At 59.6% G+C, this 24,198-nt stretch carries 27 protein-coding genes and 1 tRNA gene; 17 read left to right on the top strand and 11 right to left on the bottom strand.

What is annotated here, in order from left to right:
* Window positions 1-15 precede the first annotated feature (15 nt).
* The 8 genes from BFF94_RS27920 to BFF94_RS27885 all read left to right on the top strand — a co-directional run bounded on the left by BFF94_RS27920 (window position 16) and on the right by BFF94_RS27885 (window position 6,565).
* The gene (locus BFF94_RS27920) at window positions 16-762 is read left to right on the top strand and encodes a Nif3-like dinuclear metal center hexameric protein (protein ID WP_128847717.1); all 747 of its coding nucleotides are present in this window, start codon (window positions 16-18) and stop codon (window positions 760-762) included.
* Between the two features lie 218 nt (window positions 763-980).
* On the top strand, window positions 981-1,601 hold the full coding sequence (petA, locus tag BFF94_RS27915; protein ID WP_128847714.1) for a ubiquinol-cytochrome c reductase iron-sulfur subunit: 621 nt from the start codon (window positions 981-983) through the stop codon (window positions 1,599-1,601).
* Window positions 1,598-2,980 carry a cytochrome b gene (locus BFF94_RS27910; RefSeq protein WP_128847713.1) on the top strand — a complete coding sequence of 461 codons (1,383 nt, stop codon included), beginning with the start codon at window positions 1,598-1,600 and terminating at the stop codon, window positions 2,978-2,980. The genes petA and BFF94_RS27910 overlap by 4 nt, the downstream gene beginning before the upstream one ends.
* Before the next feature lie 21 nt (window positions 2,981-3,001).
* Window positions 3,002-3,760: a cytochrome c1 gene (locus BFF94_RS27905; protein ID WP_128847711.1), complete on the top strand. Its 759-nt coding sequence runs from the start codon at window positions 3,002-3,004 to the stop codon at window positions 3,758-3,760.
* A gap of 94 nt (window positions 3,761-3,854) precedes the next feature.
* Window positions 3,855-4,466, top strand: coding sequence for a glutathione S-transferase N-terminal domain-containing protein (locus tag BFF94_RS27900; RefSeq protein ID WP_006400565.1), 612 nt, complete (start codon window positions 3,855-3,857; stop codon window positions 4,464-4,466).
* Between the two features lie 71 nt (window positions 4,467-4,537).
* Window positions 4,538-5,065, top strand: a complete 528-nt coding sequence (locus BFF94_RS27895) for a ClpXP protease specificity-enhancing factor (protein ID WP_128847709.1) — start codon at window positions 4,538-4,540, stop codon at window positions 5,063-5,065.
* A gap of 19 nt (window positions 5,066-5,084) precedes the next feature.
* Window positions 5,085-5,160 (top strand) — tRNA-Thr (locus tag BFF94_RS27890).
* Window positions 5,161-5,356: 196 nt separating this feature from the next.
* Complete coding sequence (locus tag BFF94_RS27885) at window positions 5,357-6,565, top strand: tyrosine-type recombinase/integrase (protein WP_128847707.1); 1,209 nt, start codon at window positions 5,357-5,359, stop codon at window positions 6,563-6,565.
* A gap of 56 nt (window positions 6,566-6,621) precedes the next feature.
* On the opposite strand, the gene BFF94_RS27880 is transcribed toward BFF94_RS27885, so the two are convergent.
* Window positions 6,622-7,383: a hypothetical protein gene (locus BFF94_RS27880; RefSeq protein WP_128847705.1), complete on the bottom strand. Its 762-nt coding sequence runs from the start codon at window positions 7,381-7,383 to the stop codon at window positions 6,622-6,624.
* A gap of 233 nt (window positions 7,384-7,616) precedes the next feature.
* Between BFF94_RS27880 and BFF94_RS27875 the strand changes: the two genes are divergently transcribed.
* From BFF94_RS27875 to BFF94_RS27860, 4 genes are all read left to right on the top strand, one after another.
* Entirely contained in the window at window positions 7,617-7,910 is a 294-nt protein-coding gene (locus tag BFF94_RS27875; RefSeq protein ID WP_246637427.1) for a helix-turn-helix transcriptional regulator, read from the top strand.
* A gap of 34 nt (window positions 7,911-7,944) precedes the next feature.
* On the top strand, window positions 7,945-9,309 hold the full coding sequence (locus BFF94_RS27870; RefSeq protein WP_158062082.1) for a DUF3987 domain-containing protein: 1,365 nt from the start codon (window positions 7,945-7,947) through the stop codon (window positions 9,307-9,309).
* Window positions 9,310-9,524: 215 nt separating this feature from the next.
* The gene (locus BFF94_RS27865) at window positions 9,525-10,778 is read left to right on the top strand and encodes a YagK/YfjJ domain-containing protein (protein ID WP_128847701.1); all 1,254 of its coding nucleotides are present in this window, start codon (window positions 9,525-9,527) and stop codon (window positions 10,776-10,778) included.
* A gap of 127 nt (window positions 10,779-10,905) precedes the next feature.
* The gene (locus tag BFF94_RS27860; protein WP_128847698.1) at window positions 10,906-11,343 is read left to right on the top strand and encodes a hypothetical protein; all 438 of its coding nucleotides are present in this window, start codon (window positions 10,906-10,908) and stop codon (window positions 11,341-11,343) included.
* 245 nt (window positions 11,344-11,588) lie between these two features.
* Here BFF94_RS27860 and BFF94_RS27855 read toward each other — a convergent pair whose 3' ends face one another.
* From BFF94_RS27855 to BFF94_RS27845, 3 genes are read right to left on the bottom strand one after another with little or no spacing between them, the layout of a single operon-like run.
* Window positions 11,589-12,488, bottom strand: a complete 900-nt coding sequence (locus BFF94_RS27855) for a plasmid partitioning protein RepB C-terminal domain-containing protein (RefSeq protein WP_128847696.1) — start codon at window positions 12,486-12,488, stop codon at window positions 11,589-11,591.
* Window positions 12,485-13,405, bottom strand: a complete 921-nt coding sequence (locus BFF94_RS27850; RefSeq protein WP_128847693.1) for a ParB/RepB/Spo0J family partition protein — start codon at window positions 13,403-13,405, stop codon at window positions 12,485-12,487. Before BFF94_RS27850 ends, BFF94_RS27855 begins: the two co-directional genes overlap by 4 nt.
* Entirely contained in the window at window positions 13,383-14,969 is a 1,587-nt protein-coding gene (locus BFF94_RS27845) for a recombinase family protein (protein WP_128847691.1), read from the bottom strand. Before BFF94_RS27845 ends, BFF94_RS27850 begins: the two co-directional genes overlap by 23 nt.
* Before the next feature lie 101 nt (window positions 14,970-15,070).
* Between BFF94_RS27845 and BFF94_RS27840 the strand changes: the two genes are divergently transcribed.
* Window positions 15,071-15,424 (top strand): hypothetical protein, encoded by a 354-nt coding sequence (locus BFF94_RS27840; RefSeq protein WP_128847689.1) that lies wholly within the window; start codon window positions 15,071-15,073, stop codon window positions 15,422-15,424.
* Window positions 15,425-15,838: 414 nt separating this feature from the next.
* On the opposite strand, the gene BFF94_RS27835 is transcribed toward BFF94_RS27840, so the two are convergent.
* Window positions 15,839-16,495, bottom strand: a complete 657-nt coding sequence (locus tag BFF94_RS27835) for a hypothetical protein (protein WP_128847687.1) — start codon at window positions 16,493-16,495, stop codon at window positions 15,839-15,841.
* A 258-nt stretch (window positions 16,496-16,753) separates the two neighbouring features.
* Here BFF94_RS27835 and BFF94_RS27830 point away from each other — a divergent pair, with 258 nt between their 5' ends.
* Window positions 16,754-17,083, top strand: a complete 330-nt coding sequence (locus BFF94_RS27830) for a helix-turn-helix domain-containing protein (RefSeq protein WP_098549945.1) — start codon at window positions 16,754-16,756, stop codon at window positions 17,081-17,083.
* A gap of 429 nt (window positions 17,084-17,512) precedes the next feature.
* On the opposite strand, the gene BFF94_RS27825 is transcribed toward BFF94_RS27830, so the two are convergent.
* The 5 genes from BFF94_RS27825 to BFF94_RS27805 form a co-directional block, all read right to left on the bottom strand.
* A complete protein-coding gene (locus tag BFF94_RS27825) occupies window positions 17,513-17,812 on the bottom strand; it encodes a hypothetical protein (protein ID WP_128847685.1) in 300 nt (99 codons plus the stop codon).
* A 99-nt stretch (window positions 17,813-17,911) separates the two neighbouring features.
* Window positions 17,912-18,925, bottom strand: a complete 1,014-nt coding sequence (locus BFF94_RS27820) for a hypothetical protein (RefSeq protein WP_128847683.1) — start codon at window positions 18,923-18,925, stop codon at window positions 17,912-17,914.
* Complete coding sequence (locus tag BFF94_RS27815; protein WP_128847681.1) at window positions 18,922-19,833, bottom strand: recombination directionality factor; 912 nt, start codon at window positions 19,831-19,833, stop codon at window positions 18,922-18,924. Before BFF94_RS27815 ends, BFF94_RS27820 begins: the two co-directional genes overlap by 4 nt.
* A gap of 46 nt (window positions 19,834-19,879) precedes the next feature.
* The gene (locus tag BFF94_RS27810) at window positions 19,880-20,875 is read right to left on the bottom strand and encodes a YqaJ viral recombinase family nuclease (RefSeq protein ID WP_128847678.1); all 996 of its coding nucleotides are present in this window, start codon (window positions 20,873-20,875) and stop codon (window positions 19,880-19,882) included.
* A gap of 81 nt (window positions 20,876-20,956) precedes the next feature.
* Window positions 20,957-21,922, bottom strand: a complete 966-nt coding sequence (locus BFF94_RS27805; protein ID WP_128847676.1) for a DUF932 domain-containing protein — start codon at window positions 21,920-21,922, stop codon at window positions 20,957-20,959.
* Here BFF94_RS27805 and BFF94_RS27800 point away from each other — a divergent pair.
* Window positions 21,917-22,228, top strand: a complete 312-nt coding sequence (locus BFF94_RS27800; RefSeq protein WP_158062080.1) for a hypothetical protein — start codon at window positions 21,917-21,919, stop codon at window positions 22,226-22,228. The genes BFF94_RS27805 and BFF94_RS27800 overlap by 6 nt on opposite strands.
* Window positions 22,229-22,490: 262 nt before the next feature.
* Here BFF94_RS27800 and BFF94_RS38230 read toward each other — a convergent pair whose 3' ends face one another.
* Entirely contained in the window at window positions 22,491-22,619 is a 129-nt protein-coding gene (locus BFF94_RS38230) for a hypothetical protein (protein WP_281426295.1), read from the bottom strand.
* Window positions 22,620-22,827: 208 nt separating this feature from the next.
* On the opposite strand from BFF94_RS38230, the gene BFF94_RS27795 reads away from it, so the two are divergent.
* Both BFF94_RS27795 and BFF94_RS27790 read left to right on the top strand, forming a co-directional pair.
* Window positions 22,828-23,076 (top strand): excisionase family DNA-binding protein, encoded by a 249-nt coding sequence (locus BFF94_RS27795; protein WP_441301358.1) that lies wholly within the window; start codon window positions 22,828-22,830, stop codon window positions 23,074-23,076.
* Window positions 23,077-23,142: 66 nt separating this feature from the next.
* Window positions 23,143-24,189: a DNA cytosine methyltransferase gene (locus BFF94_RS27790; RefSeq protein WP_128847672.1), complete on the top strand. Its 1,047-nt coding sequence runs from the start codon at window positions 23,143-23,145 to the stop codon at window positions 24,187-24,189.
* Window positions 24,190-24,198 lie beyond the last annotated feature (9 nt).

Raw genomic sequence — 24,198 nt, 5'->3', positions numbered from 1 at the left:
AGATTAGAGGTTTATATGGATCGGATCGAACTCGAATTGTACTTGAACAATACCCTTGAAACCGCGCGCTTCAAGGACTATTGCCCGAACGGCCTCCAGGTCGAGGGGCGCCGCAAGATCGAGAAGATCGCCACCGGCGTGACGGCGTCGGTCGCGTTTCTCGAAGCCGCGCTCGAATGGGGGGCGGATGCCGTGCTCGTCCATCACGGCTATTTCTGGCGCAACGAGGCGCCGCAGATCACGGGCCGCAAGTATCAGCGGCTGAAGCTGCTGCTCGCGAACGACCTGAACCTGTTCGCGTTCCACCTGCCGCTCGACGCGCATCCCGAATTCGGCAACAACGCGCAGCTCGGCGAGAAGCTCGGGCTGATCGGCGAGCAGCGTTTCGGCGAAGGCGACCTCGGCTGGATGGCGACGCTGCCGATGCCCGTCACGCTCGAGCACTTCGTCGCGAAGGTCGAGCGCACGCTCGGCCGCACGCCGCTCGTGCTCGGCGATCCGGACATGCAGATGCGCCGCATCGCCTGGTGCACGGGCGCCGCGCAGAGCTATTTCGATGCGGCGATCGAGGCCGGTGCCGACGTGTTCCTGACCGGCGAGGTATCGGAACCCGTCACGCACGCGTCGGCCGAGAGCGGCGTCGCGTTCGTTGCGGCAGGGCACCATGCGACCGAACGCTACGGAATCCAGGCGCTGGGCGCCCACTTGTCCGAAGAATTCGATATCGAACACCTTTTTATCGATATTCATAATCCGGTCTGAAGGCCGGAATTGCGGCAGCGCATCGAATTTTCTCAATGTAGCAAACGCTTAAAAGAGAAATGATTTAATCGCTCCGATAGTGGGGGAAAACCCTTAACTATCAATCACTTCGACGGGATTTTCATCTCCGGGCCTTGTAAATGGCGACTCCATTCGCGCACACTAGCGGCGGAATGAAAAGTCGTGACGGAAAATCCAACTCAGAAGTGGGGCGTGTGATGCGAGACAAGGAAGAGAAACGCGTCGACAGCGGCCGCCGTACCTGGCTGATTGCGACATCCGTAGCAGGTGGCGTAGGAGGCGTAGCCACCGTCATACCTTTCGCGGCGTCGCTTGCGCCGTCCGCGAAAGCGAAAGCGGCCGGTGCACCGGTCGAGGTCGACATCAGCGGCCTGAAGCCCGGCGAGATGGTCACCGTGCCGTGGCGCGGCAAGCCCGTCTGGATCCTGAATCGCACCGACTCGATGCTGGCCGACGTAGTCAAGGCCGACAAGGAAGTGGCCGATCCGACCTCGAAATCCGTGTATTCGATGCCGTTGCCCGCGTATTGCACCAACGAATATCGCTCGCGGGCCGATCGCAAGAACATTCTCGTCGTGATGGCCGTGTGTACGCACCTCGGCTGCACGCCTAGCCAACGCTTCGTGCCGGGTCCGCAGCCGAGCCTGCCGGACGACTGGCCGGGCGGTTTCCTGTGCCCGTGCCACGGTTCGACCTACGACCTCGCCGGACGCGTGTTCAAGAACAAGCCGGCGCCTCAGAATCTCGACATCCCGCCCTACATGTTCACGTCGGCGACGACCCTCGTGATCGGCAAGGACGAGAAAGGAGAAGCGTGATGGCCGACAACAAGGAAGTCTCCACGACAGGTCTCACCGGCTGGATCGACCAGCGCTTCCCGCTCACTTCTACCTGGAAGAAGCACGTTTCCGAGTACTACGCGCCGAAGAACTTCAACTTCTGGTACTTCTTCGGCTCCCTCGCGCTGCTCGTGCTCGTCAACCAGATCGTCACGGGCATCTTCCTGACGATGAACTACAAGCCCGACTCGACGCTCGCGTTCGCGTCGGTCGAGTACATCATGCGCGAGGTGCCGTGGGGCTGGCTGATCCGCTACCTGCACTCCACGGGCGCGTCGCTGTTCTTTGTCGTCGTCTACCTGCACATGTTCCGCGGGCTGTTGTACGGGTCGTACCGCAAGCCGCGCGAGCTCGTGTGGATCTTCGGCTGCGCGATCTTCCTGTGCCTGATGGCCGAGGCGTTCTTCGGCTACCTGCTGCCGTGGGGCCAGATGTCGTTCTGGGGCGCGCAGGTGATCGTGAACCTGTTCTCGGCGATCCCGTTCGTCGGCCCCGACCTGTCGCTGTGGATCCGCGGCGACTACGTCGTGTCCGACGTCACGCTGAACCGCTTCTTCGCGTTCCACGTGATCGCGATTCCGCTCGTGCTGGTCGGCCTCGTGATCGCGCACCTCGTCGCGCTTCACGAAGTGGGGTCGAATAACCCGGACGGCATCGAGATCAAGGCGAAGAAGGGCGAGAACGGCATTCCGCTCGACGGCATCCCGTTCCACCCGTACTACTCGGTGCACGATTTCTTCGGCGTGTGCGTGTTCCTGATGGTGTTCGCGCTGATCGTGTTCTTCTCGCCGGAGATGGGCGGCTACTTCCTCGAGGCGAACAACTTCGTCCCGGCGAACCCGTTGCAGACGCCGCCCGAGATCGCGCCGGTCTGGTACTTCACCGCGTTCTACGCGATGCTGCGCGCGACTACCGACCCGTTCAAGATCGTGCTGATGATCGTGATCGCGCTGCTCGGCGTGCTTGCGCTGGTTCGCGCGCGCGGCAAGTGGAAGGTCGGGCTGCCGGTGCTGGCTGCGGCGATCGTCGTGTTCATGTACCTGACGGAGTCGAAGTTCTGGGGCGTGGTCGTGATGGGTTCGGCGGTGATCTCGCTGTTCTTCCTGCCGTGGCTCGACCGCAGCCCGGTGAAGTCGATCCGCTACCGTCCGCTGTTCCACAAGGTGTTCCTCGGGATCTTCGTCGTGGCGTTCCTGACCCTCGGGTTCCTCGGCACGCGGCCGCCATCGCCGGCCTCGACGCTGATCGCGCAGGTCTGTGCGCTGATCTACTTCGCGTTCTTCCTCGGCATGCCCGTCTGGACGCAGCTTGGCACGTTCAAGCAGCCGCCGGAGCGGGTGCGCTTCAAGCCCCATTAACGTGAGCGAGGAGAGAACGACATGAAGAAACTGCTTTCGACACTCGCGCTGATCGGGGCGACTGTGTGTGCGCTGCTGGCGGCGCCGGCCGTGCGGGCGGAAGGTAATTTTCCGCTCGACCGGGCGCCCGATAACACGGAAAATCTCGTTTCGCTTCAGCACGGCGCGCAATTGTTTGTAAACTATTGCTTGAACTGCCACAGCGCGAACCTGATGCGCTACAACCGTCTGACGGATCTGGGCATATCCCAGAAGGAGATCGAAACGAATCTCCTGTTCACGACCGACAAGGTCGGGAGCACGATGTCCGTCGCGATGCGGCCTGAAGACGCGAAGAACTGGCTCGGCACCTCGCCGCCCGACCTGTCGGTCGAGGAGCGGGCCCGCGGTCGCGACTGGCTGTATACGTATCTGCGGAGTTTCTATCGCGACGATACGCGGCCGAGCGGCTGGAACAACGCGGTGTTCGAGAACGTCGGCATGCCCCATGTGCTGTGGCAACTGCAGGGGCAGCGCACTGCCAAATTCGAAGACAAGACGGACGAGGAGACGGGCGAGAAGGTCCACACGCTCGTCGGCTTCCAGCAGGTCGTGCCGGGGACGCTGTCGTCGCCGGATTATGATGCTGCGGTTGCCGACCTGGTGGCCTATATGACATGGATGTCCGAGCCGGCCCAGCAGACCCGCAAACGCCTCGGCGTGTGGGTGCTGATCTTTCTCGGTGTCCTGACTTTCCTGGCCTGGCGGCTCAATGCCGCATACTGGAAAGATATCAAGTAAACACGCCTGACCGGCGTGGGGCCGGCGCAAGGCGGAACCCGTGAAAGGGGTTGCGCCGCGTGCCGGCCCTCGGCTTTTTTGAGGAAACGCAAATATGATGGTTCTGTATTCCGGCACAACTTGCCCGTTCTCCCAGCGTTGCCGGCTGGTGCTGTTCGAGAAGGGCATGGACTTCGAAATCCGTGACGTCGACCTGTTCAACAAGCCGGAAGACATTTCGGTGATGAACCCGTATGGTCAGGTGCCGATCCTGGTCGAGCGCGACCTGATCCTGTACGAATCGAACATCATCAACGAGTACATCGACGAGCGCTTCCCGCATCCGCAACTGATGCCGGCCGACCCGGTGCAACGCGCACGTGCGCGCCTGTTCCTGCTCAACTTCGAGAAGGAGCTGTTCGTCCACGTCAGCACGCTCGAGAACGAGAAGGGCAAGGCAGCGGAGAAGAATCACGAGAAGGCACGCCTCGCGATCCGCGATCGCCTGACGCAGCTCGCGCCGATCTTCGTGAAGAACAAGTACATGCTCGGCGAGGAATTCTCGATGCTCGACGTCGCGATCGCGCCGCTGCTGTGGCGTCTGGATCACTACGGCATCGAGCTGTCGAAGAACGCTGCGCCGCTGATGAAGTACGCCGAACGGATCTTCAGCCGTCCGGCCTATATCGAAGCACTGACGCCGTCCGAAAAGGTCATGCGTCGTTAATGATGCAATGAAGGCATGACGGAGCGGGCGGCGCGGCGTGCCGTGTGCCCGCTCCGGGTTCGAGGATTGTGATGCAAGAGATTTCAACGAAGCCTTATCTGCTGCGCGCGCTGTACGAGTGGTGCACCGATAACGGTTACACGCCGCATATCGCGGTGAGGGTCGACAACTCGACGCGCGTGCCGCGTCAGTTCGTGCGTGACGGCGAGATCGTGCTCAACATCAGCTTCGAGGCGACGAGCCAGTTGCAGATGGGCAACGAGTGGATCGAGTTCACTGCCCGGTTCTCCGGGAAGGCGCACAAGATCGAGATTCCGGTTGCCAACGTGCTCGCGATTTATGCGCGCGAGAACGGGCAGGGGATGGCGTTCCAGGTCGATGCGGTCGCGGGCGAAGGCGAGGATTCGGGCACGTTCGACGAAGAGGCGGTGCACGCCGATGATGCGCAGCGTGACGAGTCACCTGCTGCGTTGACGCCGGTTGCCAACAGCGGCGCGAACGAAGAGCCTTCCGAAGGCGCCGACGAACCGCCGAAAACCGACGGCGATGGCGACGGTTCAAAAGGCAGCAGCAGACCTCGCCTCAAGATCGTGAAATGAGGTAGAATCTCGCGCTTACGCCGGCTTAGCTCATCTGGTAGAGCAGTTGATTTGTAATCATCAGGTGGCGGGTTCGAGTCCTGCAGCCGGCACCAAATACCTATCCAAGGACATCCTTGGAAATCTTCAAACCCGTGATAGCATAAGGCTTCACGGGTTTTTTTATTCCAGCGTTGTCCAGTGATGCCCGTCTGAATCCGGGGGCATGTGGGGGCACCTCCGGGGGAATCTTCGCAGTCTGGCAAATGCTCCCGGGAAAAGTGCCCCCTATTGCTGTAAGGTAGATGCCTTATGCCGTTGACCGACGTCGCGATTCGTAAAGCCGCTCCGCGTGAAAAGCCGTACCGCCTCGCTGATGGCGGCGGCATGTACCTTGAGGTTTCACCGTCCGGCGGGAAATACTGGCGGCTCAAATACCGTTTCCTGGGCAAGGAGAAGCGGCTTGCGTTGGGCGTCTACCCCGACGTGCCGTTAGCTGCTGCTCGGGAGAAGCGTGATGACGCCCGAAAGAAGCTTGCCGCTGGTGTCGATCCCGGCGAAGCGAAGAAAGCTGATAAGCGTACTGCACGCCTCGCCGCGACCAATTCCTTCGAGGCCGTTGCGCTTGGCTGGATGGATGAACTAAAGCCGTATGTTACGACTGGGTCGATGGCGAAGACCAAGGCTCGCTTTGAGAAGGATGTTTTCCCGTGGATAGGCAAGCGGCCGGTAGCGGAAATCGATGCGCCTGAAGTCCTGACGGTCCTCAAGCGGATCGACAGTCGCGGCGCTCGTTTCACCGCCCACAAGGTCCGCGGCGAGATCAGTCGTGCATTCCGCTACGGAATCAAGGAAGGTTATTGTAAATTTGATCCGGCTCGCGATCTGGTCAATGCCATTCCACCGGCGCAGACGACCCATTTTGCTTCCATTACGGAGCCGGCGAAGGTTGGTGCCATGCTTCGGGCATTCGATGGCTTTTCTGGCACGTTTCCTGTCCTTTGCGCGCTCAAGCTCGCACCCATGTTGTTCACTCGACCCGGAGAGCTGCGCAAGGCCGAGTGGGCTCAGTTCGATCTTGGCAAGGGTGAGTGGCGATACCTCGTTACGAAGACGTCGACCGAGCATCTGGTTCCGCTTGCGACCCAAGCTGTTCAGATCTTGCTAGAGCTCCAAGCGCTGACCGGTCACGGCCGCTATGTCTTTCCGGGAGCACGTTCGTCTCAGCGTCCGATGAGCGACGCCGCGGTCAATGCTGCCCTCCGCCGGTTGGGCTATGACACCCGTACTGAAATTACCGGCCACGGTTTTCGAGCCATGGCACGCACGATTCTTCACGAGGAACTGGAGCAAAAACCTGAGGTGATCGAGCACCAGCTTGCTCATGCCGTGCCGGACACGCTCGGCAAGGCATATAACCGCACGAAGTTCATCAAGGAGCGGAGAGCGATGATGCAGAAGTGGGCAGATTATCTCGACAAGCTGAAGATCGGGGCAGGGTCAACCGGGCTCGTAGATTGAGATACAAGTGCAAGAGAACTGAGGCGATTTGCGCGCGAAGCGCGATACAGCTTGCCTCATCTCGCACGCTTTTGCTTTTTCTCGAATACGGCTCTTACGTTGGAATCGCTGCCTAGCATTTCAGACAATTTCGCATACGTATCACCAGCTGCTATGCCGAAGGTTTCGAGAATGCCAATGGCTATGCTTGAAATTTTCTCGACGGCTTCTGACTCGGATTTCCATCCATCGAATGGCGCCAGATCTTTCAGTAGCTGGATGTACAACTGCTGCTCCTTGTCCTTCGCATTCTGGGCTTTCTGGTGTCCCCCGCGTGTAGCCCGCGACGTTTTTATATTTTGGTCCGCCATGACCTGGTAGTAGCCGTCTGCCCGCCCGAGACAATTTTTTGCCTCGGAGATGAAGAACCAAGCTTCTTCTGGGTGGCCTTGTTTCCATGCATCTTCCCCCCGCGTCAGGTTCAGGCAGGCCTCCAGCAGGTGCGAGCGATATTCGAGGTCCGAGCAACATTGAGGTGGCTCAGGATAGCTTTCGACGAGCGCGCTCCGTTGTTGGCCCATGTGGGCTGACGTGACGCTATCAATCGGATCGGGAAGCCGATCGAATGCCGTGACGCGGTCCAAGTATGCAGCGAACGGTTTGCCTACGTTTTCGAACGGCCAGCTTAGGCAGTCGCGCGTGCGATCGATCTCATGTTTGAGGTCGGACACGAGCACTTCCTTTTGTTGAAAGCACATTGATTGCTTCATCCGTTGCGAGGATCTGATCCGGGCGATGGTCTCAATGGTCTGTGGGGAAGTAGCTTCGGAGTTCTTCATCTGTGTTTCTCATTGTGATACGCACTGCTGCTTCGCTATAGCCAGTCAGCAACTTAGCCAGCGGCAGCATTGTGGCCGTATGCCTGGAGTTTGCTCTCAGCTACAACGGGCGCCGGCTGCTTATCGCAAGTGCTTGGATGTGACACGCAGTATTTTTTTACGCAAAGCAGCGCCTGTTGCTGTCTGGGAAGATCCGCGAACATGCATCGGCATCCACATGAAAGGAGATTCCGATGCTGAACAAAAATCAAACGGTTGCCCCCGAGGAACCCAATCCGACGCACTATAGCGCATCCGATAGCGCTAGCTCGATGGTGCGCCAGCTCGAAAAGGCATTGCGCATCCTGCGCATGAAACAGATGTCTGAGCGCATGGGGTTGTCGCGTGCGACGCTGTACGTGTTGATGTCCACCGATCCGACCTTCCCGGCGAAGATCAACCTGACCGCTCGCACGGTTGGCTGGCTCGAGTCCGAGGTCGATGCATGGATCGCGTCGCGCGCCGCATCGCGCGACGTCACGCGGTAAGGGGGGCGTGATGAATTGGAATCGCACCGATAGCATGTTCCCTCAACTGACGGATGTCCCGCTCGACGCTTTGCCGCCGAAGATGCGCTCCACGGCGGACGAACTGATCCGCGGTGGCGGGCATCCCGCGATCATCAGCGCGTTGATCTCGCACTACACGCAGCTGTGCGCGCAACCGCTGGTCGACGGTGAAATGCCTCACGGCGGCATCGTTCCGACCAACAGCTTCGTCTATATCAATGCCGTTTCCGGTTCGGGCAAGACTGCTCCGCGCGAAGCACTGGAGCAGCCGTTCATCGATTGCCAGTTGGCGTGCGACGCGAACGACGCGCAGGCCATGCTGCAGTATGAGGCCGGGGCTCCGTCGTGGGGCTTGTCCGTCAGCTCCGCCGCCATGAAACCCCACAGCGGCGAGCCGATCTACGCGACGAAACTGCTGACGGATCTGACGCCCGAAAGTATCGCCGATCAGTTCATGCAGTGTCGCTCGATCGGCGTGTCCGACGACGAGGGCCAATTGCTGACGGCATCATGGTTCCGGCGCAGCGTGTCGGCGTACATCCACGTGATCGACGGTCATACGCAGGTTATCGCTCGCAGAACGACCGGCACGAAGACGATCGCCGACCCGCGCGGCAGCATTCTGATCTCGGTACAGCCGGAAGTGACGTCTGCGTTCGATGTGCGTCATGGCCGGATCTTCCGCCAGAGTGGTTTCGCGCCGCGCGGCTTGATGGTTCAGGTTCCCGCAAGCGCACCGCGTTTCATGGACGTGGACAATCTGCCGGGGCCGCCGAAGCTCGACGTCTGGCGCGATCAGGTAACGGGTTTTCTGGGCGAGGCGATTTTCCGGGCCAAGCACGGCGTCACCAAGCGGCACGTGACCCGCAGCACGTCGCACGCGAAACGCTGCGCTGCGTCGCTGCATAACGAGTACCAGCGCCGCGGCATGTCGCGCGGCGATCTCGTGGAACTGCCCGAGCATGGTCTGCGCCAGATGGAAAACGCGGTGAAGCTCGCGGTCGGCATGCATGTGTTCGAACAAATGCCGGGCGACGTCAGTGGTGAAACGATGGAGCGTGCAGCGCGCATCGTGAAGTGGCACACGGAGCACTACAAGCATCGCTTCCTGCCGAAGCCGAAAGTCTCTGCGGCCGAACTGCACGCGCAGACGCTGCATGTTTGCCTGACTGCACTGGTCAAGGATACGCATCAGCGTGAGTTCGAGTTGCGCGGGCTGGTGGATACCGCACCGAACATCGGTCTGAGCGCGAGCCAGGCGAAACGCGCGTTCGATTTCCTTTGCAACGAGGGCTACGCCAGCTACGTCAAGTACCGCAACAGGACGTGGGTAGTGTTGGCGCCGGAACAATACCCGCTCATCCACTTCCGGGGTTGACCTTGAACGTCCGCAGGCTTGCCTGCGGACTTTATGACGCGAACCTGACGCTCGATCTCAGCGGGACGTTTCTGCATACCAGCTCAATAACGGTTCACGCCGTCATGACAGATGTGATTGAAGCATCTGTCTCGTTGTAGGGGGGCATTCTTCGGTCGGGTAGTTCTGGTTTTTAATGAGATATAGAAGTATCAATAATTAAATAAGGATAACGAATGTATAGAGATGATGAAGCCAACGGTGCAGATCGCAGCATCGACATTGGTACTGTTGGCATACCAATCGGTTATACGAGTAAAGCAGATATCGATAACAACCTGGCCGATGATGAGCGCGACACCGGCATCAGCGATGCAGTGCGACTGGATCGACGGCTGAACACGTTGATACTAAAGGATGGTACGACGGCGTTGTTGCCGAACTGGCACGATGCCTTGCTGATGCTTGACGCGTTCCTGCGCATGATTCTGAAGGACGACACCCCGTCCTTCACGGTTCGTTACGAGGGTCGCTGGAAGCGCATGAAGAAGGCGTCGAAGTTGGCGGACTACTTCGTCGCGGTACGCAACGCTGCAATGATCTATTCGAGCGCGTTGACGTACCCGCCGCACATCGGGCTGTTTTTCGAACTTTACCGCGTGCACCCGATCAGCTGCTGCGCTTGCGTGAATCCGTGGCAGCACTTCGATGGGGACCGTCTTGAGGGCGAAGTGATGGAAGCGTTTCGAAGCGCTTACCGGAAGGAAGCAGAGCAGCGTGGTACCCGAAAGAAACTGGACGACTGGGACCGCCGATCGGAAACCAACCTCGAGCGCTTGAAACAGTACGTGAACGCATTGTTCGACACTTACGCGCGAATCGTGACGGTGCGGGTGGACTTCTACCATCACGCGGCGATCATCGACCCAGCCGAGGTTAAGCAGGTGATCGAACAGGTAGAGGATGCTGCTGCAAAGGACACCGCTGCGTACCGCTCGTGTAACGACGAAGAAGTGTTCGGTAACGCTCTGGCGCGTGTCGATATCGAAGAAGTAATGCGAGATCGCGATAGGCTGTTCGTGAACATGCGCGGCAAGCCGTCGCTGTTTCAGCACATGGTCGGGCACGTCTGGCGCATCGAATACGCCCGAGTGGGCGGGTATCACCTGCATTGCGCATTGTTCTTCGACGGCTCGAAGGTTCAGCAGCACGAGTGGCTCGCGCAGCAGATCTGCGACTACTGGCACGACGTGATCACGGAGGGTCGCGGCTACGCTCACAACTGCAACCGCAACCGCTATCCCGATTACGTGCTCGGCCCGACGGACTACCACGATCACGATAAGCGCGCTCGGTTGCTGAAGTGCCTGGCATATCTCGCGAAGGAGGATCAGCTCGTGTACGCGAAGCCGTCGGTCAAGTGCAAGCTGTTCGGCACGGGGCGTCTTCCGCAACCGAAGGGGATCGGTCGCAAGCGTTCGAGGGAGTGACGCATGTCATCGAAGCCGGTCGGGGCGAGACGATCGTCTCAATCTGGTACGCGAGGGCTGTTGAACGTGATATCGGAATTGGTTCCTCGCCTTGCCGGGCAAGGCTCTGCGCTAGGAGAGATCCAGGTTGTCGCTCAATGCCGTGGTTCCGGGTTTTCAGTGTACGGGCGGCCTCCTGGCGTCTGATGGATGTCTACTCGACAATCGCACGACTATTTTTTTACGAGGTTCAATGATGAGTATGAGTGAAGAGTTCAACCGTAACAAAAGAAGTATCGGCTCGATCGACATTGAGGCGCTGAAGGGGAGTCTGCGTCAACTGCAACCGACTCGCCTGCCGTCCAAGATCGCCGTGCTGCGAGAGCTGTTGGAAGTGGTCGACCAGATGCACGACAGCGGCGTGTCGTATGCGGATATCGCTGCGCATCTGACGGAGAAAACGGAAATCGAGTTCAAGGAGGGGGCGTTGAAGAGCATGCTGTCGAAGTTGCGCAAGGAAGCAAAGGCGCAGGCAGCCAGCGCGTTGCGGAATGGTCAATCGTCCGATACTTCGCGTCGCGGGTAAATTTCCGTGTCGTAACCGTTGCCGTCTGGCGGGTAACGTTTCCATTGCGGTGCGTTACCTGCTTCTTCATGATCGCGGTTTCGTGGAGTTGCTTTCGGCTGTGGCGTTTCCGCTAACTGGCTCTATCGATGGGAGCAACGCTCGGAAGAAATCGATGCACCCACTTCGGGGTGCGTCAATGCATAGGCGTGGCTGTTGCGGAATCCACTACGCGGCGATCGGAGGGGCTATCGTCGCTGCCTGATCTATTCCCGCTCGGACGCCCGATTGTCTGCGGCAATCGCTTCGATCGTCGTCACCACGCTGGACAGTAGGTCTTCGTGGTAGCGCTTCAGATGACCGTGGATGTTCTCGTTGCGCAGCAAGCGAGAGATGAACCCCTTGGCCACGACGAGCGATAACATCGTGTCGCCGATGGTATCTTCCACGGCCATGCTGTCCTGTTGCAGGCGTTCCATCTCGGCCTCCATGCGCGAAATATCCTCGGGCGAAATTTCTCCCCGCTTCTTTGGCTTGGCCTTGTCCGTTAGGGCATCGGAGCGTGTGGTCACGAGAATCATTTCCGCATAGGGCTTCGTGAATTTGTTCGCGGCAATCATCATCTCGGCGGCTTCGATCTGGCGAAATGGCTTCATCTTGCGTAGCACCCCGAATACGGCGGGGATCACCTGTCGATCCTTCAGGAGCCGGGCTGCCTCCGGTGCGATGCCATCGAGTAGGTGAGCTTTCTCGCGAACGCGCTTCACGTCGATATCGAGCACTTGGGCAATGCGTTCTTCCGACGCGCCCTTGGCAAGCGCTGCACGGATCATGCGATGTTCCTGAACAGATGCGATGCGGGTGATCTGTCGGTTGAACGTGAATCCCTCATCGTCGAGCGAAACCATACAGCGCGCCTTTGCGTGCCCGAGCTGCTTCAGAGCTTCGAGTCGCAGGCGACCGTCAAGCAGATCGTAATGACCTTCTCCATCTCGTGACGGATGAATGGCCAGTGGCTCAATCACACCCAGTTCGCGGATTGAACTGAGGATCGTCCGAAACTTCGGTGTTTCCAGCACCTTTGCCCGGATGGGCGCCAGCGGGTGAATATGGTCGAGCGCCACCTCGATAATGGTTGGCTCGAACCCGTGTCTGATCGCGCTCATGGCAGCATCTCCGCTGGAATGCGACGTGCAATGACTTCAGGAATATCGCTGATCTGTTCGGCGCGCAGTAGGGTGCGGAAGTGTTCGTCGGACAGGAAGCGCCGCATAGCAGACGTAATGAGCAACAGGCGTTCTTCCTGGATACGCGCCTTCTGGATATTGAGTTGCTGCCGCCGCACTTCCGTCTTGTAGATGCGCAGTAGCTTCTGCGGTGTGGGCTTGTCATCACGGCCGGAGCTGGGTTTCGGGTAGTACGCTTTCCCGAGTGCCTCACGCTTGCTAATCAGTTTGCGCACGCGCAGCAGTTGTTCGCCTTTGAGCGTGCCCTGTTCGTAGGCATCCAGCAAGGCTTTCTGGACGTCTTCGCTCGACGCGCGCGAGATTTCGACTGCGAGCCAGATCGGTACGACACGTTTCTCGACCGCACGCACGAGGCGCTGCTCGCCGTTGTTGAGCAGGTGCAGGATGCTGCTGATGTAATCGGCGTCGAGATTGATTTTTCGGGCAATCTGCTCCGAGCTGTATCCCCTGGAGCGCAGTACCTGGATGCCGCTCAGCAGTTCCTCGGTCGTATGCCGGCGGCGTGCGATGTTCTCGGTTAGTGAAATCAGGAATCGATCAACTTCCGGTGCATCGAAAATACAGCACGGAATCATGGTCTCGCCCAAATGTTTCAGGGCTTCAAGGCGTCCCTGCCCACATAGAACCTCGTACCAGTCGCCCTCCTTGTCTTTCCCGCCAAGCGCCACGCTGATCGGCCGCTTCAACCCGACCACGGCGATGTTCTCCACCAGTTGCGAAAAAAACAGGGGATTGCGTGTGCGCGGATTAAGCACGCGTAGCCGGTCAGCCGGAATCAGCAATATCTTCTCCGACGACGAAGGCTGCACAGGCTCATGCTCTTGGTTGCCATTCATGACTGCCTCCATGTAGCGGCACTCGGCGGCCGAGATAGACGAGCATCGACAGATCGTCATAGCGGTAAGCATCGAAGCCCTGTTCGTTGTAGTCTCCGAGGCGTAGCTGTTCTGACCAGACGTCGATGGCCGGAAGCAGGTAGTAGTCCCGGATCGACTGCGCGTCGGGTTCCATACGCACGGCGATCGTGATGTCGGGCTTCAGCGCGGTGTCGAACCGGACGAGCCAGCGATTGGTGCCTGCATTGGTCGTGCGACATCGGCACAGGGCGAGCGAAGCCGTGAACTCACTGTTGACCCGCAGCAGGTCGGTTGTCGAGTTCCGTTCTACCCGTGCCCCGGCGGCCTCCATGGCGTTCATTGCATCCGAAACGATGCCCGGATGCAGTTCGCGCAGACGTCGGTTGATTTCGAGGTAGCGGTAGTCCCGATCGGGGGTATAGCCAATCAAGGTATATGTGCGAATCAGGCTGCCGAAACGACCGGCAAACGCGCTGCTCGAAGGGCAGTCCGTTGTCTCGTCGATCACAATACCGGACAGGTAGCCGTGTCGCAGCAGTACACGGCGCAACGCGGCCAGCATTTCGTCGTCGGTGAGCCGGTATGAGCGTGCGAGGATGATCTGGCGTGCGGCGTTGAAAATCAGCCGGTCGACGATGGCATCGAATGCGTCTTCTGCTCGTGCCCAAGCTGCTGGTGGATTTCTGACCCGCTCTTCCTTGAGCTTGAAGGATGTGCGATTCCAGACATTATCGCCGGCGTATTTGTCGTTGATCAGAATTTGGTGAACCGTGCCACGCGTCCAAGCGGTTCCGCGATCCGTGAGTTTGCCCTCGCGATTGAGCAAGGCCGCGATTTCCGATTCGGTCAGCCCATCTTCCACGAACGCTTTGTATATCCGGCGCACGGTATCGGTTTCTTCGACCGGGCCGGGCACGAGGATCACGCGGTCGGTTTGGATTGATTTGTGCTCGCCGGGTTTCAGTTCTGCCTTATGTGCACCAGTGTGGTCGATCAGCATGCGGCGCAGACCGTAGCCGGCCGGGCCACCTTGCCGCACACCAAGCTGGATAAGTCGCATCTGACCCGCATGTACCTTGACGCTCAGCTCGCGGCTGTATTCGCCAGCCATCGTGCGCTTCACATTTTTGATGATGCTGGAGACGGCGCTACCGTCGTTCTCGAACTGCTCTGCGCAGTACAGCACGCGCACGCCCGCCTGCTTACAGCGAATTTCGTAGCTGGCACTTTCGTCAGGGTCCTGAAATCGACCCCAACGGCTCACGTCGTATACAAGAATAACGGAATAGCCCGCTTGCCCCGACTCCACGTCACGCAACAGTGCTTTCAGCTGGTCACGACCCTCGAGCCGCAGCCCGCTTTTTCCTTCGTCGGCGTAAATCTTGACGATTTCAAGATCGCGCGCGGCCGCGAACGCGAGGATCACATCCTGCTGGTTTTCCGTCGAATACTGCTGGTGTTCGGTGGACATACGTACATAGGCAGCGGCACGTTCCCGGCCGTCGCTGTTTACCGCGCGATTTTTCCGTATCCGCCGAATCACCGTATTCCCCGTCCCACTGGAAGTCGCTGCTTTTCAACTTCCGCCATTTCGTCACTAATCACATTGCGGTCTGAACCAATATACTTTCGGAGGTCGGAAAGATGTTGCGAGAAACACGCAAGAATTTGCTGAGCGAATCAGGCCGAGGACTCACTGCCCGCGAATATGCAGTAGCGATTGAAGTGGCGCTGAAACGCGAGATCGGAACATCCCGGCATGCTGTCAAGACGCTCGCGCGCATGACAAATGCGAGCGAACGCACGGTTCAGAACTGGCTGTCAGGTGTGCGTGGGCCGAATGGCGTGCATCTGATTTTGTTGGCGCAAAATTTTGCGTCGATCCGTTCGACCATCATGTTTCTCGCGGGTCAAGGGATGCAGCCATATGCCGATATGGAAGCCGCGGTTCAGTTACTGTTTGAGGCGATTGCCATGTTGACCGGGAATAGGAAGTAGGTATCCGCCAGCAGGTCGATTGATGGTGCTGTTGTATATTCGGGAGCGCGTCGTTTCAGCGGAACCTTGGAGTTCACTGTCGCTCCGTCGTCGCATGTTCGTCGCGCCTTGACGTTCAGTGCCATGCCTTGTCGGTATTTCGCGGGGCGGCGTTGGCTCACGAGATGGCGGTCTTCTCAATGTCTGTGGAGCGGCGTGCGCACTGGCGTGGCAAAGGCGAGCACACGGCGTGCTCGATAGGCATGTCATTACATGACTCCGGTCGAGACAGGCGGGTACGACGAATCACTCTTGCTCAAGATTCGCGCTGCGCTTCCCAAAATCCCGCGATGAGCCAAAAAAAGAAGCTCCGTGTGTTCCGGAGCTTCCTACGCCGGCAATCTGCCGGCGCCGGGGCTGATTGGTCGGACACGGTTAGTGATCTTCTTGCCACCCGTTGTCCGTTTTCACCATGGCGACCTTGCCGGTGAAGGTTTCCTCGATTCCCTCGGCATATTTTTCGACGGGCTCGTTTCCATTGAAGAGGTTATCGAGTAGCGTCGAACTGACGTTCGGACAGGTTTGTCGCATGGCGCGTTCCATCGCCGCCTTGGCAGTTCGCGGTGCGTTGTTCACGAGTTGATCTCCGCCGAGAAGCAGCGGCATGACCTTCTGATACTCGGCCCAGCCGTCCTGGTGAGTAACCTCGTATGCGCTGGTGTTCTGGCCGGGATTGGCCTGTGTCCATGCCTGTTCATCAGCCTTCCATGCATTTTCGACGTCATGTGCATGCGCGAGTTGTTTCTTCAGATTGTCGACTTCCTGTGCATACTTTTCGCTGGCGTATGCCTTAATGTCGGGAGTCGGTTTCATCGAGATCGAGTACTTCACGTCGATGAGATAGTGATCGTCGCCCTGCGGGGTGCCGTTGACTTTCTCGAAGTGATCGATGGAAAGGTACTCGCAATTTCCAAGGGACGCTTCGACGGCGGTTTTCGCGTCGTTTTCGGACGGACCGCTTGAGCAGGCGGAAAGCGATACGGCGGTGGCAAGCATGAGGGGCGTAGCGGAAAGACGGATGAGCTTTTTCATGATGATTGGATAGGGAAAGAGATATTGCTCCCGAGACGATTTCCGGGAGCGGGCTTGGGTTGTCTGTCCTTCATCCTTCTTGGTTCTCGGTGAGTGGCTGTCGTGTTTACTCTTCAAAAATGGATGTGAGCTGGTCGGGGCTGTACACCTGATGGCCGCTATATCGGCTCGATGTGGTAAAAATGAAGAGTAGACTCTACATTAACTGAAGAGTTTACAGCGTCGTTAATCAGTCGACGGGCGGGCATCCTGCTCGCCATGACTGCCAAGCGCTCAACCTCGCCTTCCGCCCGGCCGGCCCCGATCTCGATTGCTCTCGGCAAACGGATCAAGGCATGCCGGCACGAAGCGGAGAAATCGCAGGAAACGCTCGCCTTTGAGGCGCACGTCGACCGGACCTACATCTCGGCGATCGAACGTGGCATCGCGAACCCATCCATTGAGACACTTGCGAACATCTGCTATTCGCTGAACGTCACGTTGGCCGAGCTGTTTGCCCCGCTGGACGGCGTGTCGCTGAAGCCGACCGGTGCGCGGCGCGCAAATGCGGCGACGCCACCGGAGATCAAGCGCCAGCGGTTGCGTTGACCACGACTTGCATCAACACACTGCGACCTCAAGCGCGACAGACTGCTGGCAACCGGTGGAGCTCTGGCGCACTGACTCCGGCTCGAATACATCGAGTCGGGCGTTGAGCCCCGCCATTCCGGGCTCGGCGCCGGCCGAATCGACGAGCAGTAGCGCATGCCTGCCACCCTCGACGCCAACTGCGAGCGGCGCATGCCACCGAAAGAGCGTTAGGCCGTGCAGATAGTGTGGCCAAGCGTGATCCAGACGGTGCGTTCGTTGCCGACGGCGTGATATGGGACACCGGGTCGGCGAGTTCCATCGCGGCGTAATGCAGTGTGCTGCCGCGGTCCTAATGGCCCAGTCGGCTGAAGAACGGTTTGCCGTACCCGGCGGTCTTCACCTACGGGCTGAACGGGGGGGGCTGGGTGAAATTTCTGGATCAGCATGTCAGTAGTCACCCGGTAACAAGAACGTCGTGGCGGAGCGGTCCCATTCAGTGATGACCCAGACGGTTTGGCGGTTCGGCAGGACGTAGCTCGACAGGATGCGCAGACCGGCTTCGACCGATAGCTCGTTTTGCTGGCGGTCGGATTCGGACAAATCCCCCCAGTCGCCGCGGACGTGACGGATCAGCAGGTCGATGATCGACACCTGGGCTTGATTCAGGACATCCACGGCGGCGGGCGTGGCGAGGACGCGGCCCAGCTTGAAGCGCGCGCCGGCGCGGCGAGTCGAAGGCAAATTCATGAGAGTCTCCGATCGATTGGGTGTGCATGTGCCTCCGGCAAGGCCGGATGGGTCGCACAAAATGAAAATAGAGAAGGTGGAGCCGGGCGTACGCCCGGTTTATGCCGGCAAATCGAGTTCGGCGAGTCGGCGTCGGAGGGCGAGTGCCTTGGCCTGCGAGCAGCCGAGGTGAAGACGGATATCGGCAACGGTCGGTCGGACGAGACCAACAGCGATGTCTCGCGCGAGACGCGTCACTTCGTCGTCGCGGGAGGGGGCGTCCGGTCGCACCGTCACCGGAGCATCGCTATTGAGACTATCCGTATCTTCTGCGCGACTGCTGCTGACGCTTGCCCCGACTGACAGCGCCATGTCCGTTACGGTCGTGACTGGCGGTATGTCTGGTGATGCCGCGCCAGTTGCCACGGGGGCGGCAGCGGAGACCGGCGGCGACCGGAGCGCGACCCACCACAACAGGCATGCTACGCCTTCGAGTACGGCTGCGAACATCAATCCCGACAGCAGATCGAGGCGAGCAGTCGTCGCACCGAATATCGTCGCGAGTCGTGACGTGACCGGATCGGCGAGTAATGCGTCGCGCCGCGTCATGACTCGGACACGTGCAGCTTCGATGCGTCGCACATCGCTCGCTTCCGCATTCAGCGCATCCAGTCTTGCCGTGAGCGTGACCCGACGGGCATCCAGCATCGCGCAGTTACCGACGCAGTAGCGGGCATTTGCCGTCGCGAGCTGCGCGGTCACGGTCGCCCGCTCGGCCATGACGACCGTGAGATCGCGTGTGGACGACGGGAGTGGCGTAACCGGGATCGTCAACGCCCGCCGTTCCCCGGCGTGCTGCTGCGCGAACATGAAAAACACCGCATGTCCGTAGCAAGTAGTCGCGAGGCAGGCGAGCCATAGCAGACCACCCACGGCACGTACTCGGAGCGGCGCATCCCGGATCAGCGACGGCAATAGGTGCGCGCTTGCGACGAGCACCATGCCGATAGCGATCCACATGAGCCGTTCCGGCCATGTGCCGCCGCGTTGCCAGCCGGCCAGGACGGACAGGCAGAGCGCGGTAGCCGTTGCCGAAATTGCCAGCACGCACGCTGAGCGGGACGTTGCGGTCATACTGCCTTCCCGCCGAGCAGCACGGCCCGACTTTCGAGCTTGTCGCGGAGCGTCTCGGGGGTGTCGGCGGCGTCGCCGCTCCCGACATCCGGACGATCTGCCACGTCAGGATAGAACTCCTCGGTGACGGCGCTGCGCTCATCCGGACTGTCTTCGAACGCGCCATTCGCGAAGCCGAACCGCGCCGCGGCGTCGAGCGCAGCCTGATCGAACCCGGCCGCTCGCCGCCGCGTATCGAGCTCCTTCGCCTGTATGAGCGCTTCCTCCAGCGTGCCGCCCGATCGCACACAGAGGTCGACGTAGTAGATGGCTGACCGATAGCTCTGCGTGGTCGACTTCCCGCGCAGCTTCAGTTCGAGCGGCAGGCACGCGAGCACGTTACCGGACAGGGCTCGGAAGTAGTGCAGCCGGGCCGCGAGCGCACGGATCGAGTTGTACGATGTTGTGCGGAAAATGAACGACCCGAGTTCGTCCTCGTCGCCGATTAGGACGTTGAGCCGGCCGTAAGGTTTGCAACCACCGCTCTGTCCAAGCGCGCATCCATCAGGCGACGGGCACGGAAGATTCTCGATCCCGTTGCCATCGTGACCGACTCGCCGGCAAGTTTCTCCGTTGCCGACACAGACCGGTCGCCCAGTATCGCGGTCGAAGAGGCTGTATTCGGCCCGCAGGTTGAGGTCCGGATCGTTGAAGAGCAGCCGGACGGGAATCGCACGGAGCTTACCGGACGTGGCTTTGCGTAGCGTTTCATTGAGCGGGTGGAGCATCCATTCGCCCCGCTGCTGGATTTGCGTCGTGAGGGTGAACTGATCGTCTTTCTCCGGCAACCGCTTGCCATTCTTCTCGACGACGCGTCCGATCGAAATCCGGCCCACGACTGGCGGCGTGATGGAAAGTCCTTTGAGCATGGTGAATTCTCCTTGGATAAGGATGGAAAGAGGGAGGGCGGGGCGATCAGGAGGAAACGAGGAAGCGGCGTGAACCGGGCTTGGAGACTGCGTATTGCGCTTCGAGCTCGGGGCGCTCGGCCAGCAGCCTTTTTAGGTCGACAGTCGATGAATCCTTGCTGCGCTTGAACGACACTTCGCCGGTCTCGAAGATGGCTTGCGTGGCGTCGCCGATTGCCTGCTGGATCGCTTGCTTCAGCCGTGCCTCGACGGCTTGACGTGATTCGATCTCCGCCCGTACTGCAACGAGATCGGCGAACACAGATGACAGGTGCCGGTCGTCCGTGAAATCGACGGTGCCGCCGTGACCAGGGTACAGGTGGCGTAGTGCGCGATCTGCCGATTCCGATCCATCGGCGGGCGGCGGCGTGTCGGTCTCGACATAACGCCAGAACATGGCCTCAAGCTCGACGAGTCGCCCGATCAGCGCGTCGTCTCGCTCGATCCGGTGCACTTCGAGCGCTTGCCCGCACAACAGCACGGCGACATGCGCCACCGTCTTGCCGGTGACGGCCAACTGATGCTGGACCTGAAGCTGGACATATTCGGGCGCGCCGTCTCGCCAGAGCCGTGCGCCGAATTCGCCAGCCGTCTTGCATTCCAGAATCTGCACGTCGCGCGCGCCGACAACCTCACGATCGATGTTCGCTAACATGAACGGAATCGAAGGATGTCGTAACACGGCGTTGACCTTGCGGACCTTGTTGCCGGTCTGCTGGGTATAGACGGCAGCGACGATCGGCTCCAGTAACGTTCCCCAATACGCCGGGGACGTTGTATCGGCCAGATCGGGACGGGGTAGGCCATCAGCGCGGCCGGTCTTGTCGAGCCACAATTCGAGCGGACTCATGTACGGATTGAGACCGACCGCGGCGGCGGCATCGGAGCCGCCGATGCCGGTACGGCGCACCGCGAGCCAGTCGTCGCGACTGAGTTCCAGCGTCTTGACGAGTTTCAGCGCGGGTTTTCGTGCGCGAGGCGGTTGAGGGTGAGGGGCACTCATGTAACCTCCGGAAACAAAGCGGCCCGGCAGGCGAACCTGACCGGGCCGATGGTGAGGGAGTACGGGCGAGGAAAAGCAGGGTTACGCGACAAGCTTCATGGCCTCGTCCCATGCCTTCTGTTTGAGCGTTGCTCCTGCGCCGAACCAGGCGGCGTCGAGCCGGTGGTCGTCGGTACGTGCGCGGCGGTGGTGGTCGACGTATTCCGTCACGGCGTTCAACAGACCCCATGCCGTGCCCGAAGCCGATGCCAGATTCGCCCCCTTGCCGCGCCCCATGTAGAGCTGGCCGACCGCCTTGATCGCGCGTTCGTTGACGGCGACCGTTTCACGATCGGGAAGACTGGCGGTCGAGTAGGTCAGCACGCGCCGCAGGAACGCCTCGGCCGTGGAGTCGGTGATCTTGCGATCTGCCAGCGCTTTGGTCCGCGCCATGAACGCATCCCAGGACGAAACTGCGATACCTAGTTGGCGCTTGACGGCAGCAGCATCGAATTGCGAACGGTGCGGCACCTTGACGACGCCAGTACTGTCTCCCAATGCAATTTGCAGCGTGTTGTTGCACACGACACGGACCGATGTGAACTGCGCGGTCGTGGCGAGTGTGCCGTCGCACGCGGTGGCGAGCAGCAAGTAGCCGCCAATCTTGTCCTTACCCTTGAGCAAGCCGGAATGCCCGGTCCTAGCGAGCGCCCAAAGCTTGCGACCTTCCTTCAGCACGCCGGCCGTCTCGAGTTCGAAGCCGCCGATCTCGGTCAGGTCTCGATAAAACTCCAATATCTCTCTGGGTTGGACGACCTGGTAGCGGGTGGACACGACCGACAGCGGGGCCTTGTTGTCGGAGCGATAGAGGACCTTCTGATCGGGGAACGCGTGAATCGCGCCGATGCCAGCGGAACCCGTCACGAAACGTACCTCGGACGATTCGATCGTCCAGTTCATGCCGGCGCGATCGGCCCAGACTTCGATTGGTTGGTTCGGCGTCAGACGGTTGCCGAGACCATGCCACGGTTCGGCTCCTACGTAGGCCATCGAATTGATCAAATGCATGTCGAACTCCTGTTGAGAAAAAACAAAGGCATAGAGCCCAGCACAAGGCCGGGCTCCGAGAGGCTGATGTACGGAAAGAAAAGGCAGGGCGGGTTAGCCAGGGCGGACGGTAAAGGTGCGACCGCAGGCAAGGCACCGCCAGTTGTCGAGGACCTTGAGGTCAAGGGCTTCGCCCAATGCGGCACCGGTGGCGCAGCCGGCGCCGCCGGCCACCAGCCCGGCGAGGATGGCACCCGCGAGACCGCCGCACATCGCTCCGATCGGACCGCTGAGCGCGCCGACGGCAGCGCCGGTCTCTGCGCCTGATAGCACAGCAGCGGCGCCGCTCGTAGCGCCTGCCGCGGCACCGATGGCGCTACAGATGCGTAGTGCGACGTGGCGTTGCTCGGTGCGAAATGAGTCGCATGACGGACACGGCCAGACCAGATCGCACTTGCCTGGACGGAAGCGCGGCGATTCGTCCTCGTCCGGCTCGGGTGGTGGGGGCGTCTGGCGAAGCCGGCTCAACGCCGATTCCCATGCGGGGGCTTCGTCGTCCTCGTCATCGAACGGAAAAAGTGGGGGGCGGTCATGCATGACACATGGCCTCGCTCCGGACCTTTCCGACATATTTGCAGAAGCAGATCGACCACAGCACGCCGCAGAGATAGGCGAGTGCGAAGGCGATCAGGTACTCAAGCGGGGAGATGGGGAGCATCACTGGTCTCCTTGAGACAGATTCGTCCTAGCGGAATTGTTCGGACGGAGCGACCAGTAGCTGGCCATGCTCGAGGAGGTGATATGTGTCTGAAAACGCTTTCGATCGAATCCGGGACAGTCGGCAAGGCAGGTTACACGTAACCAAGCCAAATCGGATCAAACCGGACTTATTCCGGTAAAATTGGCTCTGTAAGATTCCCAATGGCATGTATCCGTGCGATCATTCCACGATTGCCGGTTGGTGCGCCTTCTTCGCGATGGAAGACAACGTTATGCCTGGTCGCTGGTTATCGGTCGAGGAGATCGCCGAATACCTTGGGGTAAGCAAGGACACCGTGTACGCATGGATCGGCAGGCGGCACATGCCTGCTCACCGTGTTGGGCGGTTTTGGAAATTCAAATCTGACGAGGTCGATCAGTGGGTGCGATCGGGCGGTGCCGCGGATCTCGACTGAGCTGCTTGGCTCCGATTGGTTTTGACCATCTCAGTCGGCAATGGAAATGAGAACGGGGGATGTGACGTGACGAAGATTGCTTGTGTCGATCTATTCTGCGGCGCGGGCGGGTTGACGCATGGCTTCATTCTGGAGCGGCTACCAGTTATTGCTGGTATCGATCTTGATCCGGCCTGCCGCTTCCCTTATGAAAAGAACAACGGACAGGCAAAATTCATCGAGCGTGACGTAGGCAAGGTGACGGTTGATGAGCTAAGTGACCTATTCGGCGATGCCGATATATCGGTCTTGGCAGGCTGTGCCCCCTGTCAGCCATTCTCTACCTATGCTCAACGTTACGAGTTGGATGGTCCTGACGGAAAGTGGGGCCTGTTGTATCAATTCGCGCGACTTGCGAAAGGCACGATGCCGGACATCATTACGATGGAAAATGTGCCGAGCGTTGCCAAACACAAGGTATTTCACGATTTCGTCGATACGCTGAAACGGCTCGAATATAAGGTTTGGTTCGATGTTGTTGACAGTTCTCGCTATGGCGTCCCACAAACGCGAAAGCGAATGGTGTTGCTTGCATCTAAGCATGGGGACATCACGTTGATTCCACCTACGCAGCAAAAGGCGAAAACCGTCAAGCAAGCCATCGGCCACTTGCGGCCTCTCCGGGCCGGCGAGTCTGCGCCGCGTGACAAGCTTCACGTCGCGTCATCGCTGTCTGGCATGAATCTCAAACGAATCAGGGCATCAAAACCCGGTGGTACTTGGCGAGACTGGCCGAAAGAACTGGTTGCTAATTGTCATCGCGCCGACAGTGGACGTACTTATGCCGGTGTCTATGGACGGATGGAGTGGAATAAGCCATCACCGACGATGACGACCCAGTGTTATGGGTTTGGCAATGGCCGATTTGGTCATCCGGAGCAGGATCGTGCCATCTCTTTGCGGGAGGCTGCGATTTTGCAGAGCTTCCCTCGCAACTATGCTTTCATACCGGAAGACGGTGAAGCGAGTTTCACGGTTCTCGGGAGGCTCATCGGAAATGCGGTTCCGGTCGATCTTGGTCGAGCCATCGCACGGAGCATTCATCAGCATCTTGCGTCGGTCGAGATTGAGTAATGATGGCCG

This window comes from Burkholderia catarinensis (assembly GCF_001883705.2).
GTDB lineage: Bacteria > Pseudomonadota > Gammaproteobacteria > Burkholderiales > Burkholderiaceae > Burkholderia > Burkholderia catarinensis.
This window is presented reverse-complemented; position numbering and strand designations above follow the sequence as displayed.

Excerpts from the sequence above, each read along its gene's own strand:
- BFF94_RS27795 (WP_441301358.1), top strand. The coding sequence starts at position 22,828 with ATGTATCCGTGCGATCATTCCACGATTGCCGGTTGGTGCGCCTTCTTC.
- BFF94_RS27895 (WP_128847709.1), top strand. The coding sequence starts at position 4,538 with ATGCAAGAGATTTCAACGAAGCCTTATCTGCTGCGCGCGCTGTACGAG.
- BFF94_RS27850 (WP_128847693.1), bottom strand. The coding sequence starts at position 13,405 with ATGAATGGCAACCAAGAGCATGAGCCTGTGCAGCCTTCGTCGTCGGAG.
- BFF94_RS27820 (WP_128847683.1), bottom strand. The coding sequence starts at position 18,925 with ATGACCGCAACGTCCCGCTCAGCGTGCGTGCTGGCAATTTCGGCAACG.
- BFF94_RS27830 (WP_098549945.1), top strand. The coding sequence starts at position 16,754 with ATGACTGCCAAGCGCTCAACCTCGCCTTCCGCCCGGCCGGCCCCGATC.
- BFF94_RS27835 (WP_128847687.1), bottom strand. The coding sequence starts at position 16,495 with ATGAAAAAGCTCATCCGTCTTTCCGCTACGCCCCTCATGCTTGCCACC.
- BFF94_RS27805 (WP_128847676.1), bottom strand. The coding sequence starts at position 21,922 with ATGCATTTGATCAATTCGATGGCCTACGTAGGAGCCGAACCGTGGCAT.
- BFF94_RS27875 (WP_246637427.1), top strand. The coding sequence starts at position 7,617 with ATGCTGAACAAAAATCAAACGGTTGCCCCCGAGGAACCCAATCCGACG.
- BFF94_RS27920 (WP_128847717.1), top strand. The coding sequence starts at position 16 with ATGGATCGGATCGAACTCGAATTGTACTTGAACAATACCCTTGAAACC.
- BFF94_RS27810 (WP_128847678.1), bottom strand. The coding sequence starts at position 20,875 with ATGAGTGCCCCTCACCCTCAACCGCCTCGCGCACGAAAACCCGCGCTG.
- BFF94_RS27905 (WP_128847711.1), top strand. The coding sequence starts at position 3,002 with ATGAAGAAACTGCTTTCGACACTCGCGCTGATCGGGGCGACTGTGTGT.
- BFF94_RS27865 (WP_128847701.1), top strand. The coding sequence starts at position 9,525 with ATGTATAGAGATGATGAAGCCAACGGTGCAGATCGCAGCATCGACATT.
- BFF94_RS27870 (WP_158062082.1), top strand. The coding sequence starts at position 7,945 with ATGTTCCCTCAACTGACGGATGTCCCGCTCGACGCTTTGCCGCCGAAG.
- BFF94_RS27800 (WP_158062080.1), top strand. The coding sequence starts at position 21,917 with ATGCATGTCGAACTCCTGTTGAGAAAAAACAAAGGCATAGAGCCCAGC.
- BFF94_RS27840 (WP_128847689.1), top strand. The coding sequence starts at position 15,071 with ATGTTGCGAGAAACACGCAAGAATTTGCTGAGCGAATCAGGCCGAGGA.
- petA (WP_128847714.1), top strand. The coding sequence starts at position 981 with ATGCGAGACAAGGAAGAGAAACGCGTCGACAGCGGCCGCCGTACCTGG.
- BFF94_RS27885 (WP_128847707.1), top strand. The coding sequence starts at position 5,357 with ATGCCGTTGACCGACGTCGCGATTCGTAAAGCCGCTCCGCGTGAAAAG.
- BFF94_RS27855 (WP_128847696.1), bottom strand. The coding sequence starts at position 12,488 with ATGAGCGCGATCAGACACGGGTTCGAGCCAACCATTATCGAGGTGGCG.
- BFF94_RS27880 (WP_128847705.1), bottom strand. The coding sequence starts at position 7,383 with ATGAAGAACTCCGAAGCTACTTCCCCACAGACCATTGAGACCATCGCC.
- BFF94_RS27900 (WP_006400565.1), top strand. The coding sequence starts at position 3,855 with ATGATGGTTCTGTATTCCGGCACAACTTGCCCGTTCTCCCAGCGTTGC.
- BFF94_RS38230 (WP_281426295.1), bottom strand. The coding sequence starts at position 22,619 with ATGCTCCCCATCTCCCCGCTTGAGTACCTGATCGCCTTCGCACTCGCC.
- BFF94_RS27815 (WP_128847681.1), bottom strand. The coding sequence starts at position 19,833 with ATGCTCAAAGGACTTTCCATCACGCCGCCAGTCGTGGGCCGGATTTCG.
- BFF94_RS27825 (WP_128847685.1), bottom strand. The coding sequence starts at position 17,812 with ATGAATTTGCCTTCGACTCGCCGCGCCGGCGCGCGCTTCAAGCTGGGC.